Raw genomic sequence first — 14538 nt, 5'->3', positions numbered from 1 at the left:
ATTTCAATCTGAATTCGTCTCAATCGCAGGAGGCTGCGGCAAATCGCGCATTGCTGCATACGGTCGCCAAATTGCACTACCAATCCGACATGGCGCAGGTGGATATAGCCAGAAAGCTTGGCCTGTCGACGGCGACGGTTTCGCGATTGCTGCAGCGAGCGCGGGCGATAGGGATAGTCCGGATCGAGGTGATCGATCTTTCACCTGCCGAGGATTTGAGCGCTGCACTGATAGACGGGTTGAAGTTGCGCACGGCAGCCGTGATCGATACGCCGTCGTCGAACGTGTTGAGCGCGCTTGCCGCGCCCGTCGGCTCGCTTCTGCAGCAGGCCGGCCTGCGTTCGGGTTCGACGCTCGGCATTGGTTGGGGGCGGGCGGTGCGCGAGGTGACATTGGCCGGCCTGCCGCAATTGCCCGGTATCGTCACGGTCGCACTGAATGGTGGCATTCAACATCCAGCGCCCCACTTTCAGATCAATGAATTCGTGCGTCAGGCGGCAGTCCAGATGGGCGGCGTGCCGCATTTCCTGCATGCGCCTTATATTTCGTCGACCGAGCTCCGCGACGCATTTCTGGGTGATCCCACCGTGCAACAAGTGACGTCCCTTTGGGACAGGCTGGACGCGGCAATTGTCGGCGTCGGGCTGACACATGCGACCAATCCTTCGGAAACGGCCCTGCCGGGCGAAAAGGCGCTAAGCCAGGCAGCCGGCGACGTGCTGCGCCACTACGTCACCGAGGAGGGTGAGATCCTGCACTGGGATGGAGAGGAGGGGATGATTGCCGCTTCTCCCGAGCAATTGCGAAAGGTGCCACTCTGCATCGCGGTTGCCGCCACTCCAGGCAAGGCGAGCGGCATCATCGGAGCGGCACGATCGGGAATGATCAATGCTTTGGTCACGGACGCCAATACGGCCCAGGCCATTCTCGACCGCCTGTCGTCCAATCAGAAAGCCGAGGATCGATCCTGATGTCGAGCGGCTCGTCTGCTCATGCGTTGATAAGGCAGCAATTTCTTACGCTGCCTTTGGCAAGAGCGATTTTAGGTTCACGCCATCCATCAAGGCTTCGATGGGCGGCATAGTGCGCCTGGCAATCAGCATCTCGCTTAGCTTGATATCCTTGGCGATCTTATTGCCCGGCCCAACACCGCTCGCTGCGACCAGCCTTTGTTCTGTGTTGAGGTGGAACAGGATGAAGGCGCCGTCATCGAGATCGCGTCTGACGATCGTGCACCCCTCATCGGCGAGGCCGGCAATCTGCAGCGTGTGATCGAACTGGTCGGACCAGAAATAAGGTACGGCCAGATAGCAACGAGCCGCACCCATCAAATTGGCCGCCGCGAGAATGCCCTGATCCTGCGCATTGCGCCAGGCTTCCAGGCGCAGCCGACGTCCGCCGTAGAGCGGATGCGGAAACGAACAGCAATCGCCGGCGGCAAAGATGTCGGCAATCGAGGTTTCCAGGCGCTCGCTGACGGCAATGCCATTGTCGAGCGCAATACCCGCCTGTGCAGCAAGTTCGGTACGCGGCTGCGCGCCGATCCCGACAACAAGCACATCGGCAGCAATCACCTTTCCGTCGGAAAGGTAAAGACCGACATGTCGTTCATCCGCTTCGATCCCGAGAACCGCCACGCCGCATTTTACGGTGACGCCGTTGCTCTGGTGCAGGGCTGTGATCGTTTCCGCGATCGGCTCGGGTACGCCGCGCTTGAGAATGCGTTCCTGGGACTCGATGACGGTTACCTTCGCGCCGCGGCTGCGCGCCGATGCGGCAACCTCTAGCCCGATGAAGCCACCGCCAAGCACGGCTACATGCATATTTGCCCGGATATGGGAGCGAAGCGCAATCGCATCGTCGATCGTCCGCAGATAGAGGATCCGGGAACTGGCGGGCGTGTTCGCCAATTGCCGGGGTGCGGCCCCCGTCGTCAGCAGCAACTTGTCGTAAGGCAGCGCCCGACCATCCGAGAGGATGAGCCGTTTTCCCGCTGCGTCGATGGCGTCAGCCGATATGCCGCCGATATGCCGGATAGTCTTTTCAGCCAGCGCGAGATCATTGAGAACGGCAGGCAATCGAGGCTCTGCCTGATCGAGCAGGACCTGTTTGGAAAGAGGCGGCCGCTCGTAAGGAAGATGAACCTCATCGCCGATGAGCGTGATCGCGTGCCGATAGCCGTTTTCCCGCAGGCTCAATGCGGCGCGTGCGCCGCATTCGCCGGCACCGACGATGATGATGCCCGCATCGCCGCTCATGCGCCGATCCCGATCATGACACGATTGCCTTCCACTTTGACCGGATAGGTCTTCAGATTGATGCAGACGGGCGCACCCCGCGCTTCTCCCGTCTTGTAGCTGAAGCGGCCATTGTGCTTTGGACATTCGATGGTGTCGTCCATGACGAGCCCGTCCGCCAGATGGATTTTTTCATGGGTGCATAGGCCATCTGTAGCAAAGTATTGATCGTCGGGACTGCGATAGATCGCAAAGGTTCGCCCGGCGTGATCGAAACGAACAACGTCTTCCTGATCGATTTCGTCGGCAGCGCAGGCATCAACCCAGTTCGTCATTTCTTCCTCCTCATTGCAATCGCCAAGGCGTAAAAGGCGTTATCGAGTCCTGGGGCAGGTCGACATTACGCTTTGAGCGTGCATCGTTTTTTCCTCCCGAGTGGTTCCCAGCATGCGCGAAATCACCCCTCCCATTCCACGTCGATCATGATCATTTTTCATCATGGGAGCTTCGTGGAAAGGGCAGGTCCGCCGGGCCTTCGATCCGCTTTAGCTCGGTGTGCCGGAGCGCCGCGCCTGCTTCTCCGCATATTTCTTGGCGCGCTCCATGAAGCGCTTGTTCATGCGGTCCTCGGCCTCTTTCGAGCCGTCATGGAAAGTGCCGAACCATTGGTCGAGCGGGATGACGCCATCGGCATAATTGCATTCAAAGAATTTGTGATGGAGGTAATGGTCATAGGCGTGAGTATCGATCCCGGCTTCCTCGCCGATTACGATCTTATCGAAGCCGGCATGGCCTGGCGCCGGCGCAAGAGCGGCATGCGTCAGATGAAACAGGGCATGGATCGGATTGGAGGGCACAACCCAATGGATGAGGACGCCGGAAAAATAGAGAAGATGTTCGACCGGGTGCATGGCAAGGCCGGACCAGGGACCGGGATTGACGTTATTGTGATGCAGCTTGTGGACCGCATGATAGAGCGGCGGCCAGTGGATCAGACGATGGACAAGATAGAAATGCAGATCACGGAACGCCGGGATCAGCAGCATGATGATGGTGCAATAGATGGGGTGCTCAGCAAAGTCGACATAGGCAATGATGCCATTGGCGAAGGCCCAGAGCGTCAGAACTTCGAATGCCGTCCATAAAGGCACAGCGCTTGCAAAGGTCCAGATCACGTTGTCGACGGTCTGGTTGCTGAAAAGAAAGGCTGAGTTATCCTTCGACGGCCACTTGCTGTTATATTTGAAGCTCGTGCCCTGCTTCTTCTGCATATAGAGCCGCAGATGAAAGGCGCCGAAGAACAGGAAGACCAGCGTGGCATTGCGCAGGAGAAGATAGGCGATCCAGCCCGGCGCCAGTGTCTTCATCGTTTCCATAGAAGGTGTCACGTAAAGCCACAGCAACGTTGCGACGGCGGCATAGACGGCATTCCAGGGCATCAGATAGCCGGGGTATCCGAAGAACCATTTCAGGAAGGCAATCGGTTTGGCCGGCCAGATGAAGACGGGCGGATATTGCAGAAGTTTGTTGGGCTTCCAGTCGCCGCGTTTGTCGCGGGTGCCGTAGAGCGTGTCGTCCATAATGTGCCTCCCGGTGGATGAAATATACTGTCAGTGTCAGGGACCTCGGCTGGAAACGACAGCATTGATTTGATGAAATTTGCTCACGGCGACGGGAATGCTGCTGAGCCGAAATCGGGGGAGGAGAAGGTGGCGATTTGGCATCAGAGCTTATTGAGGGAAAAACTCTCACGCTACCGGCACTCCGCTCGCGAATACATCCGCTTTGCAATGAAACGCGCCGATGATCAAAAGCCATCATCGCGCCGGCTGGCGAAGATTTCGGATTCATGATCTGAGCAGTGCACTGGCACGGGAGGAACCATGCAGAACTTGCTCATATTCCAGTCGCTCTGGTCCATGGAGCGACGCAGCGCGAGATATCCGGAGCTTTCTCTGGAAAAAAACATAGAAAAAATTGCGTCTGCGGGCTTCGATGGCATCAGCACCCATTGGTACGACCGCAAGGTCGTTTCTCGCGTCGCGGGCCTGCTCAAGCAGCATGGGCTGCAGGCGGAGGGCCAATGTTTCCCCAAGACTGTCGATGATCTAAAGCCGGTGCTGGAGATCGCGGCCGAATTCAACGTTCATCATATCTGTCTGCAGCCGGACGTGCGGCTGCGTCGGCTGGAGGACTGCATTCCGCTGCTGGAGGGCTGGCAACGGCTGGCGGAAGAAGCCGGCATCGACGTCTGGATCGAGACCCATCGTGACCGTATGACGACGGATCTCTTCTTCACGCTCGATCTTCTCGATCGACTGCCGGATCTGCGGCTGTTGGGGGATGTCTCCCATTTCCTCGTCGGGCGAGAGTTCGCCTGGCCGGTATCCGACGAGAACCATGCGCTCATCCATCGGATACTGGATAACTCCTGGGCTTTCCATGGCCGCGTCGCCTCGCGCGAACAGGTCCAGATCGAGATTTCTTTCCCGCATCACAGGCCCTGGGTCGATCTTTTTCTCGGCTGGTGGGAATATGGTTTCAAAAGCTGGAAGAAGCGCGCCGATAAGGACGCAACGCTTGCCTTCACCTGCGAGCTGGGACCTAAACCCTATGCGATCACCGGCAGGGATGGCGAAGATACCACCGACCGCTGGGAAGAATCGCTGCTTATGCGGCAAGAAATACTCGATTTATGGGCAAACTTGGGCTGATAAGTCGAATTAAATATCGATCTTAGATTATTGATTTTGGAGGAATTCCGATGGACGTAAGAGCAGCGGTCGCGGTTGCGGCAGGCAAGCCGCTTGAGGTGATGACGGTTCAGCTTGAGGGGCCGAAGGCCGGCGAAGTGCTGATCGAGGTCAAGGCGACCGGCATCTGCCATACCGATGATTTCACGCTGTCCGGTGCCGATCCGGAAGGCCTGTTCCCCGCCATCCTCGGCCATGAGGGTGCCGGCATCGTCGTCGATGTCGGTCCGGGAGTGACTTCTGTCAGAAAGGGCGACCACGTCATTCCGCTCTATACGCCCGAATGCCGCGAATGCCCGTCCTGCCTGTCGCGCAAGACCAACCTCTGCACGGCGATCCGCTCGACCCAGGGCCAGGGTCTGATGCCCGACGGCACATCGCGCTTCTCGATCGGCAAGGACAAGATCCATCATTACATGGGCTGCTCGACCTTCGCCAATTATACCGTGCTGCCGGAGATTGCCGTCGCCAAGGTCAATCCCGACGCTCCCTTCGACAAGATCTGCTATATCGGCTGCGGTGTGACGACAGGCATCGGCGCGGTCATCAACACCGCCAAGGTGGAGATGGGCGCAACCGCCATCGTCTTCGGTCTCGGCGGCATCGGCCTCAATGTCATCCAGGGCTTGCGGCTTGCCGGCGCCGACATGATCATCGGCGTCGATCTCAACAATGACAAGAAGGCCTGGGGCGAGCGCTTCGGCATGACGCATTTCGTCAATCCGAAGGAGGTCGGCGACGACATCGTGCCTTATCTCGTCAACATGACGAAGCGCGGGGCCGATCAGATCGGTGGGGCCGACTATACCTTCGACTGCACCGGCAATACCAAGGTGATGCGCCAGGCTCTCGAAGCCAGCCATCGCGGCTGGGGCAAGTCCGTGGTCATCGGCGTGGCCGGCGCCGGCCAGGAGATCTCGACGCGTCCGTTCCAGCTGGTGACGGGTCGCTCCTGGATGGGCACGGCCTTCGGCGGAGCGCGCGGCCGCACCGATGTTCCGAAGATCGTCGACTGGTACATGGAGGGCAAGATCGAGATCGATCCGATGATCACCCACACCATGCCGCTCGACGACATCAACAAGGGCTTCGAGCTCATGCATTCGGGAAAGAGCGTCAGAGGCGTCGTCATTTACTGACGGCACAGGCGTCCTCGTCGGAAGATTTTGGCGGTCCGAGCGACGGATAAACCGATCGCCATCGTTCAATAAGAACGCCGGCCTTGTGACGAGGTCGGCGGCTTGAACATGAATGGCCTTCAGGCAAAAGGATATGCCCCATGACCAGCAAGTTGCTAGGTGTGACCGCTGCAGCTCTCTTCACCCTATCTTCCGCAACCATCGTCTTCGCGCAAACGGCGGCACCTGCGACGACCGTGACGCCAACTCCTACCACGACCCCTTCTACATCGGCGACACCGTCCACTATGCCGTCGAAGGATGAGATCAAGACGGCGCGGCAAGCCTGCCGGCAGGATGCAACGGGGCAGGGCCTCAAGGGTCAGGCACGCAAGGACGCAGTCAAAAGCTGCCTGCAGCAAAAGTATCCAGTCCTGGCAAAGCGCAAGACCTGTCATGACGAAGGTACCGCCAAAGGTCTGGAAAAGAAAGCATTGCACGATTACGTCAAGCAGTGCATCGCCGCGAGCTGAGCATCGGCCCGCGATCGCGGATCCGCACTGGAACGGTTACGCAATGACAGTCCGCTCTACGGGGCGGACTACTTGCCTCGCGCATCACGCCCCCCTTTTTCTCAAGCGCAAGCCTCCTTATCTCCTTGGCAAGGATATCAATTTCAGGGTGCGGCGTGCTTTTCCATCCAGACAGGCTTTCATTCGGCATAGTTCTGCCGGCGCAAATGAGAACTGCCGCCGACATAGAGTTCGATGCTCAGCTCGACCTCGCAGCCCATGCCGACAAATTGGGTTTCGATGCGCTGTGGGTGAGGGATGTTCCCCTCAATAGCGACAGCTATCCCGACCCGATCGGACATGCCGATCCATGGGTTTTCCTCGGAGCTTTGGCGGCTGTCACCTCCAATATCCATCTAGCGACCGGCGCAATCGTCCTGCCTTTGCGGCATCCGCTCCATATCGCCAAGGCTTCCCTGTCCATTGCCTCCCTGTCGAAGGGGCGATTTGTCCTCGGTCTCGGTTCGGGAGATCGGCCAACCGAATATGAAATGTTCGGAGAAGATATCGAGGACCGCAAGACGCTCTTTCAATCGCATTGGCAGCGCCTTGCTGCGGCTCTTCAGAGGGATCAACAGGTCTTGGATAAAAGCGGCCACATACGGAACGAATTCGCTATAAGGCCTTCGCTGCAACAATCACCCATTCCCATGGTGGCAGTGGGTTCGTCGTCGCAATCGCTCGAATGGATTGCCCGTCACGCAGCGGCCTGGATGACCTATTATCGGCCGCTGTCCGTCCAGAAAGATCGGTTGGCGCTTTGGCGTAATGCCCAGGGCAAGGTCACCACGGATTTTCGCGGCTTTGGCCAGTCCATGGTGCTGGAATTGCTCGATAACCCGCAAGCCTCCTATGAGGAAATCAATCTTGGCGGCAGAACGGGCAGGCGGGGCCTGATCGACGCTTTGTCGGCAATGCGTGAAGCGGGCATCCATCATGTCGCCTTCAATCTCGCCGCCCTAGGTAGACCGCTCGGCGACGTCATGGAGGAGATCGCCGCGGATGTTCTGCCGGCCATACGGTAGCTTCTTGAATTGTCCTCGATGACAGCGCCGCGGAAATCATATTCGCGGAACCCTGGCTTTTGCAGCCTTTGCCACCTATCTTTCCGCTACAACCAAAAAGGGCTGATTTTGCTTCTCGAAATTTCTATTGTCATTGTCCTCACCCTCTTGAACGGTGTGCTTGCCATGTCGGAATTGGCGATCGTCTCATCGCGTCCCGCCCGCCTGAAGGTACTTTCGGATCAAGGCAGCAGAGGTGCGAGCATGGCGATGAGGCTGGCCGAAGAACCAGGCCGCTTCCTTTCAACCGTACAGATCGGCATCACGCTCGTCGGCGTCCTCTCTGGCGCATTTTCCGGCGCCACCCTCGGCGCTCGCCTGTCTGGCTGGCTTTCGGCACAGGGCCTTTCGGTCGCAGCCGCCGAGGCCATCGGCGTCGGTTCCGTCGTGGTGGCCATCACCTATCTATCTTTGATTATCGGCGAACTCGTGCCAAAGCAGGTCGCTCTCCGCGCGCCGGAATTGGTCGCCAGCAAAGTCGCGCCGGCCATGGTGTCCCTTTCCCGGGCTGCTGCCCCTCTCGTCTGGTTGCTCGACATCTCGGGACGGCTGGTTCTGCGTGCGCTTGGTCAATCCGGCAAGGCTGCCGATGGGGTCAGTGACGAGGAAATCAAGACTGTTCTGGCGGAGGCACAGAGCGCCGGCGTCATCGCGACGGAGGAGCAGGCGATGATCTCGGGTGTCATGCGACTGGCCGATCGAACAGCAAGAGCCCTGATGACCCCGCGACGCGACGTGGAGGTTATCGATATCGAAGATAGCTTCGACGAGATACGCGAACGGATTCGCCGTACCGAACAGGCGCGGTTGCCGCTGCGCAAGGACAGTTCTGACGAAATCGTCGGCGTCCTGACAACCCGGGATTTCTTCGATGCGCTGGCTTCCGGGGGGTCGCCTGACATTCTGAAGCTCGCCAAGCAGGTGCCGATCGTTTCAGATCTCTCAAGCGCGCTTGACGTGGTCAAGGCCCTGCGTCGCTCCTCTTCGCATATGGTGCTCGTCTATGACGAATACGGGCACTTCGAAGGCGTCATCACGTCGGGTGACATCCTTGAGGCTATCTTGGGAGCCATTCAGGAAGAAGCCGACACCGGCAGCGAACAGGCGATCGTTCGTCGCCACGACGGCAGCTATCTCGTATCTGGCTGGATGCCTATAGACGAGTTCGCCGATTTCATGAACCTCCAGATCCAAGAGGACCGCGACTATCAAACGGTTGCGGGATTTGTGTTGCAGGAGTTGCGTCACCTTCCGGACGTTGGCGAAAGCTTCACGAAAAACGGCTGGCGCTTCGAGGTCGTGGATCTCGACGGACGCAGGATCGACAAGCTGATGGTGAGTTCGGAAAGCAGCGGCAGGGATAGTAGTCTTTGACAGCTGGATTGAGGCGCATGACACGCCAATGATCATCCAAGCATGTCTCTTTACAAAACGAACTAGTTCGTACATTATTTTCTCAGAGGAGGAGTACCTGCCGCGCAAAGCGGTACGGTGACTGCCAAGATCGACTTGAATGCTATGCGAAGGGGCGCGGAAGGTGGATTCGGCGCTGCGTGCGCTGCATTTCCTTGAAATTGGAATTGTCTGGGGAGGAACAACGATGACGATATCAACTGATCATAAGACGCCCAAGCGCGCCGCTTTTGCCAGCTGGCTGGGAAGTGCCGTCGAATATTATGATTTCTTTGTCTATGGGACGGCCGCGGCGCTGATCTTTCCGAAAATATTCTTTTCAGCGGAAGACCCACAAACAGCGGCAATCGCTTCTTTTGCAACCTTTGGCGTTGCCTACATCATGCGGCCACTGGGTGCGGTGATCCTCGGACACGTCGGCGACAAGTTCGGTCGTAAAAAAGTGCTGACCTTCACGCTGCTTCTCATGGGATTTTCGACATTCATTATCGGTTGTCTGCCGACCTATGGCCAGGCCGGCATCCTGGCGCCGATCCTCCTGGTCTTTGCGCGACTGCTGCAGGGCATTTCGGCTGCTGGCGAGCAGGCCGGAGCAAGCTCGATGACGCTCGAGCATGCTCCCGAGAACCGCCGGGCCTTCTTTACGAGCTTTACGCTGAGCGGGACACAAGCCGGCCTGATCCTTGCGACCCTCGTCTTCATTCCGTTGGGGACGTTGGACGAAGCCACTTTGCTCTCATGGGGCTGGCGCATCCCATTTTTCCTGAGTTTCGTTGTCGTTGTCGTCGGCTTCTGGGTTCGTCGGACGCTCGCGGAAACGCCCGCTTTCCTCGAGGAAACGAAGAAGGGCGACGCTGTCAGGCTGCCGCTGGTATCGCTGTTTGCCAATTATTGGGCCGATGTCCTGCGCATCGTCTTTGCCGCCTTGATTTCCGTCGTCAGCACGATTTTCAGCGTCTTCACGCTCTCCTATGCCGTCAACACCATGCATATCGATCGCTCGACGATGCTGACCGTTCTAGTGCTCGCCAACATCGTTGCGCTTGGCGCCATTCCGGCTTGGGCCATTCTGGCGGATCGAATCGGCCGCAAACCGGTCTTCATCTTCGGTGCCATCGGCTGTGCGCTTTTAATTTGGCCCTATATCTGGGCAATCAGCCAGAATAATCTCACGCTTGTCTTCATCCTCGGCATCCTGCTTTCGGGTGTTGTTTACAGCGCATCCAACGGCATCTGGCCAGCACTCTATGCGGAAATGTTCGACACCCGCGTGCGTCTGTCCGGCATGGCCGTCGGCACCCAGATCGGTTTTGCGCTCGGCGGCTTTGCCCCGACGATCAGTGCCGCTCTTATGGGCAGCGGCCCCATGGGCTGGGTGCCGGTTGCCTTGTTTACCTCGATCACAGCCGTGATTGCCGCCGTTTCTGCCGCAACTGCGACGGAGACCTACAAGACGCCGATCGATCAACTCGGCAAGGATGCGCGGCGCTTCGAGGGCTCGATGGGTCACGCCGATCGGACGGTGTAGCCATCAGAATCTGGTCTCGACGATAACGCGTCGCGATCGCGGAGAAGCTTGTTGAAAACCACCACGGGAATGGGATGAAACAATGAAAACCTCGATTGCGACCGTTTCGATCAGCGGAGACCTTAAAGAAAAGCTTCAAGCCATCGCCAGGGCTGGTTTCGATGGTGTCGAGATCTTCGAGAATGATTTCCTCGCTTTCGATGAGTCGCCACGCCAGGTCGGTCAAATGGTCCGCGACCACGGGCTGGAGATCACGCTCTTTCAACCTTTCCGAGATTTCGAAGGCATGCCGGAACCTTTGCGCACTCGCACCTTCGACCGCGCGGAACGCAAGTTCGATCTGATGCAGGAAATGGGCACGGATCTCGTGCTTGTCTGCTCGAACGTGTCGTCGGTGGCGATGGGTGGCATTGATCGTGCAGCTGCCGACTTTTTCGAACTCGGGGAGAGGGCAGCTAAGCGCGGCTTGCGCGTTGGCTATGAGGCACTTGCCTGGGGCCGGCACATTCATGATCATCGCGACGCCTGGGAAATCGTCCGCCGAGCCAATCATCCGAATATCGGCCTCATTCTCGACAGCTTCCATACGCTTTCGCGAAAGATCGATGTCAATTCGATCCGGTCGATCCCGAAGGAAAAGATCTTCATCATCCAGCTTGCCGATGCGCCATTGATCGATATGGATCTGCTCTACTGGAGCCGTCATTTCCGCAACATGCCGGGAGAGGGCGACCTTCCCGTACTGGACTTCATGAAAGCCGTCGCGGCGACAGGCTATGACGGCTATCTCTCTCTCGAAATTTTCAACGACCAGTTTCGCGGCGGCTCGCCGACGGCCATTGCCGTCGATGGCCGTCGTTCGCTCATCTATCTCGGCGACCAAGTGCGCCGCGCCGAAAGCAGTAGCCTGACATTGGCACCCATGCCTGCGCGGGCCGAGGTGGAAGGCGTCGCCTTTATCGAATTTACCGTCGATGAGACGGAGGCATCCGTTCTTGCCGATAGACTGCGCTTGTTGGGCTTCCGTCATCTCGGGCGGCATAAAACCAAGCGCGTCGATGTCTTCCGTCAAGGCGCCATCAGCCTTGTCATCAATACCGATCCGGATGGATTTGCCGGCGCCTCCTATGCTTTGCACGGGCAGTCGGCCTATGCGATGGGGTTGTGGGTTGACGATGCCGAAGCTGCGGTCACGCGGGCTATCGCGCTCGGCGCCGAACGTTTCGAGCAGCCGCTGAAGCCCGGCGAGATAAAGATGCCGGCCATAAGGGGCGTCGGCGGTGGCATCCTTTATTTCCTGGATCGGCGGAGCGCGCTCGCTCGCATATGGGACACCGAATTCGATCCGGTCGACGACGATACCGATCTGCGGCCTGTCGGATTGACGGGGATCGATCACGTTGCGCAAACGATGAAATACGAGGAGTTGCTGACCTGGCTACTCTTTTATACCGCGATCTTGAATGCGCATAAGACACCGATGGTCGACATTATCGATCCCGCCGGGGTCGTCCGCAGCCAGGTTATCGAAAACGGGCCTGGCACTCTGCGTATTACTTTGAACGGCGCAGAAAACCGCAATACCCTGGCTGGCCATTTCATTGCCGAGACTTTCGGCTCCGGGATTCAGCATCTCGCTTTTGCCACCGACGATATTTTCTCGACGGCTGCAGCCTTATCGAAGAACGGCTTTGCCACCTTGATGATCTCGCCCAACTATTACGACGATCTCGAGGCGAGATTCGGCCTGGAGCCGGCTTTCACGGATCGGCTGAAGGCGCATAATATTCTCTATGATCGCGACGATCACGGCGAGTATTTCCAGCTCTATAGCCCGACCTATGGCGAGGGCTTCTTCTTCGAAATTGTTCAGCGCAGCGGCTATCGCGGCTACGGTGCGGCGAATGCCATCTTTCGCATAGCCGCGCTCCGGCGGCATCTGCGGCCAATTGGCGTGCCGAAACTTTAGGCTCTCCCCATCAGCGTGAAGCCTGTGTTAAAGCTTTGATCTTCAATGATGGGTGGAAACACCCAGGAAGACGGGCAAGGGCAATGACGAAATCGCAAGCGGCGAAGATCGAGCGTATAGCGCGAAAGAACGATCCAGATGCGACCAAAGAAAATATCCTGAAAATCGCCACCGAGGAATTCGTTGCAGCCGGTTTTTCTGGGGCGCGCGTCGATGAGATTGCAGAGCGCACTAAGACGTCCAAGCGCATGATCTACTATTATTTCGGCAGCAAGGAAGGGCTCTATCTCGCCGTTCTCGAACAGGCCTATACGAAGATTCGTACGCTGGAGAGCGAACTCGATCTCGAAAATATGCCGCCCGTTCAGGCGATGGCACACTTGATCGCAAGCACCTTCGATCATGATGATCAGAATCCCGATTTCGTGCGCCTCGTCAGCATCGAAAACATTCATCGTGCCGAGCATATGAAGCGTTCGGTCATCCTGTCGCAAATGAACATCGCAATCATCGACATCATCTCGGACATTCTCAAAAGGGGCTATGCCGATGGCAGCTTCCTGCGCAGAGTGGATCCGGTCGATCTGCACATGATGATTAGCGCCCAGTGCTTTTTTCGCGTTTCCAATCGGCATACTTTTGGAGCGATCTTCGAGCGCGACCTTTCATCAGTGGAATTGAAAAAACGGCACAAGTCTCTGATAATCGACGCCATTCTTGCCTTTCTGAGAAGTCCATCGCTCGCATAGATCTGAATTCACGCCGAGCCGTTTGAGTTCCGCCAGTAGCTCCAGCCGGGATGCAAAACTGCGCTTCATGTTGACTTTACGTACTAGTTCGTACATTTTCTCATCAAGCCATTTTTTGGCGTAGCTTTATCTTGCTGCTCGGGAGGGAAAATTGAACACGCAAGCAGCTATTGTTCCGCGTCAGCTTCGTGTGGGATTGATCGGAGCAGGGATCGGCCGGTCGCTAACGCCGGCGATGCATATGCGCGAGGGCGAGCATTTCGGGCTATCCTATCGGTACGATCTTATCGATCTCGACGCACGCAGCCTCACCGTATCGGACCTGCCGGCTCTTGTTGATGAAGCCGAGGCGCAGGGCTTTGCAGGTCTTAACATCACACACCCTTGCAAGCAGGCGGCGGTTGCGCTCGTGGATGAGTTATCGCCTGATGCGCAGACGTTGAGATCCATCAACACGGTCGTTTTTCAAGGGAAGCGCAGGATCGGCCATAACACAGATTGGTGGGGCTTTGCTGAAAGCTTTCGCCGCGGGCTGTCCGGCGTTTCGCTTGGTCGCGTCGTGCAGTTAGGAGCGGGTGGCGCAGGTGTTGCCGTCGCCCATGCAACTGCCGAGATGGGTGCACGTTCCATTGAGATATTCGATCTGGATCCGAAGCGTGCACAGGCTCTCGTGGAGCAACTTCAGCCGGCACACGGCACCTGCCGTTTCTCGATCGGTCATGATCTTGTCGCCGCGCTTGATGCCGCGGACGGCTTGGTTCATGCAACCCCGACCGGCATGGCTGCGCATCCGGGTTTGCCGCTCGACGGACAGCTTTTAACGGAGCGCCTTTGGGTTGCCGAAATCGTTTACTTCCCAATAGAAACCGAATTGGTGAAGCGCGCCAAGCAGGCAGGCTGCCGCGTTCTCGACGGCGGTGGAATGGCGGTATTTCAGGCTGTAAAGGCTTTCGAACTGTTTACGGACATGCGCCCGAATGCAGAACGTATGATGCAGCACTTCGATTCGCTGCGTTCATGACGAAAAGCCGGTACTATTGGCATCAAAATGCTTTTCGCGCTCTTGGCTCATCATTTGCATTTCAGAGCATGGAGATCAAGTAAACGACTGCGGCCAGAAGTTCCATAAGATAGA

Annotated in this window: 14 protein-coding genes; 11 read left to right on the top strand and 3 right to left on the bottom strand. The window is 57.6% G+C overall.

The window, feature by feature from the left end:
• Positions 1-50 precede the first annotated feature (50 nt).
• Complete coding sequence (locus ACYJRZ_RS29135; RefSeq protein WP_459464617.1) at positions 51-971, top strand: sugar-binding transcriptional regulator; 921 nt, start codon at positions 51-53, stop codon at positions 969-971.
• Between the two features lie 45 nt (positions 972-1016).
• Here ACYJRZ_RS29135 and ACYJRZ_RS29130 read toward each other — a convergent pair whose 3' ends face one another.
• From ACYJRZ_RS29130 to ACYJRZ_RS29120, 3 genes are all read right to left on the bottom strand, one after another.
• Entirely contained in the window at positions 1017-2258 is a 1242-nt protein-coding gene (locus ACYJRZ_RS29130) for an NAD(P)/FAD-dependent oxidoreductase (protein WP_459464615.1), read from the bottom strand.
• Positions 2255-2572 (bottom strand): MocE family 2Fe-2S type ferredoxin, encoded by a 318-nt coding sequence (locus ACYJRZ_RS29125; RefSeq protein WP_459464613.1) that lies wholly within the window; start codon positions 2570-2572, stop codon positions 2255-2257. Before ACYJRZ_RS29125 ends, ACYJRZ_RS29130 begins: the two co-directional genes overlap by 4 nt.
• Before the next feature lie 210 nt (positions 2573-2782).
• A complete protein-coding gene (locus ACYJRZ_RS29120) occupies positions 2783-3817 on the bottom strand; it encodes a sterol desaturase family protein (RefSeq protein WP_459464611.1) in 1035 nt (344 codons plus the stop codon).
• Between the two features lie 72 nt (positions 3818-3889).
• Here ACYJRZ_RS29120 and ACYJRZ_RS29115 point away from each other — a divergent pair, with 72 nt between their 5' ends.
• The 10 genes from ACYJRZ_RS29115 (at position 3890) to ACYJRZ_RS29070 (ending at position 14424) form a co-directional block, all read left to right on the top strand.
• Positions 3890-4090, top strand: a complete 201-nt coding sequence (locus ACYJRZ_RS29115; RefSeq protein WP_459464609.1) for a hypothetical protein — start codon at positions 3890-3892, stop codon at positions 4088-4090.
• A gap of 30 nt (positions 4091-4120) precedes the next feature.
• The gene (locus ACYJRZ_RS29110) at positions 4121-4951 is read left to right on the top strand and encodes a sugar phosphate isomerase/epimerase family protein (RefSeq protein ID WP_459464607.1); all 831 of its coding nucleotides are present in this window, start codon (positions 4121-4123) and stop codon (positions 4949-4951) included.
• A 50-nt stretch (positions 4952-5001) separates the two neighbouring features.
• On the top strand, positions 5002-6129 hold the full coding sequence (locus ACYJRZ_RS29105; protein WP_183713704.1) for an S-(hydroxymethyl)glutathione dehydrogenase/class III alcohol dehydrogenase: 1128 nt from the start codon (positions 5002-5004) through the stop codon (positions 6127-6129).
• A gap of 140 nt (positions 6130-6269) precedes the next feature.
• Positions 6270-6641, top strand: a complete 372-nt coding sequence (locus ACYJRZ_RS29100; RefSeq protein ID WP_459464605.1) for a PsiF family protein — start codon at positions 6270-6272, stop codon at positions 6639-6641.
• Between the two features lie 155 nt (positions 6642-6796).
• Complete coding sequence (locus ACYJRZ_RS29095) at positions 6797-7705, top strand: TIGR03571 family LLM class oxidoreductase (protein WP_459464603.1); 909 nt, start codon at positions 6797-6799, stop codon at positions 7703-7705.
• A 108-nt stretch (positions 7706-7813) separates the two neighbouring features.
• Positions 7814-9118, top strand: coding sequence for a hemolysin family protein (locus ACYJRZ_RS29090; RefSeq protein WP_459464602.1), 1305 nt, complete (start codon positions 7814-7816; stop codon positions 9116-9118).
• A gap of 226 nt (positions 9119-9344) precedes the next feature.
• Positions 9345-10685: an MFS transporter gene (locus ACYJRZ_RS29085; protein WP_459464600.1), complete on the top strand. Its 1341-nt coding sequence runs from the start codon at positions 9345-9347 to the stop codon at positions 10683-10685.
• A gap of 82 nt (positions 10686-10767) precedes the next feature.
• Positions 10768-12654 carry a bifunctional sugar phosphate isomerase/epimerase/4-hydroxyphenylpyruvate dioxygenase family protein gene (locus ACYJRZ_RS29080; RefSeq protein ID WP_459464598.1) on the top strand — a complete coding sequence of 629 codons (1887 nt, stop codon included), beginning with the start codon at positions 10768-10770 and terminating at the stop codon, positions 12652-12654.
• An 83-nt stretch (positions 12655-12737) separates the two neighbouring features.
• Positions 12738-13403 (top strand): TetR/AcrR family transcriptional regulator, encoded by a 666-nt coding sequence (locus ACYJRZ_RS29075; protein ID WP_459464596.1) that lies wholly within the window; start codon positions 12738-12740, stop codon positions 13401-13403.
• Positions 13404-13554: 151 nt separating this feature from the next.
• Positions 13555-14424, top strand: a complete 870-nt coding sequence (locus ACYJRZ_RS29070) for a shikimate dehydrogenase (RefSeq protein ID WP_459464594.1) — start codon at positions 13555-13557, stop codon at positions 14422-14424.
• Positions 14425-14538 lie beyond the last annotated feature (114 nt).

The sequence above is a fragment of the Rhizobium sp. No.120 genome (genome assembly GCF_054558365.1).
The sequence above is the reverse complement of the archived record's forward strand: the minus strand, read 5'-3'. Positions and strand labels throughout refer to the sequence as shown.

Excerpts from the sequence above, each read along its gene's own strand:
- ACYJRZ_RS29080 (WP_459464598.1), top strand. The coding sequence starts at position 10,768 with ATGAAAACCTCGATTGCGACCGTTTCGATCAGCGGAGACCTTAAAGAA.
- ACYJRZ_RS29100 (WP_459464605.1), top strand. The coding sequence starts at position 6,270 with ATGACCAGCAAGTTGCTAGGTGTGACCGCTGCAGCTCTCTTCACCCTA.
- ACYJRZ_RS29110 (WP_459464607.1), top strand. The coding sequence starts at position 4,121 with ATGCAGAACTTGCTCATATTCCAGTCGCTCTGGTCCATGGAGCGACGC.
- ACYJRZ_RS29115 (WP_459464609.1), top strand. The coding sequence starts at position 3,890 with ATGAAATTTGCTCACGGCGACGGGAATGCTGCTGAGCCGAAATCGGGG.
- ACYJRZ_RS29125 (WP_459464613.1), bottom strand. The coding sequence starts at position 2,572 with ATGACGAACTGGGTTGATGCCTGCGCTGCCGACGAAATCGATCAGGAA.
- ACYJRZ_RS29130 (WP_459464615.1), bottom strand. The coding sequence starts at position 2,258 with ATGAGCGGCGATGCGGGCATCATCATCGTCGGTGCCGGCGAATGCGGC.
- ACYJRZ_RS29075 (WP_459464596.1), top strand. The coding sequence starts at position 12,738 with ATGACGAAATCGCAAGCGGCGAAGATCGAGCGTATAGCGCGAAAGAAC.
- ACYJRZ_RS29085 (WP_459464600.1), top strand. The coding sequence starts at position 9,345 with ATGACGATATCAACTGATCATAAGACGCCCAAGCGCGCCGCTTTTGCC.
- ACYJRZ_RS29105 (WP_183713704.1), top strand. The coding sequence starts at position 5,002 with ATGGACGTAAGAGCAGCGGTCGCGGTTGCGGCAGGCAAGCCGCTTGAG.
- ACYJRZ_RS29120 (WP_459464611.1), bottom strand. The coding sequence starts at position 3,817 with ATGGACGACACGCTCTACGGCACCCGCGACAAACGCGGCGACTGGAAG.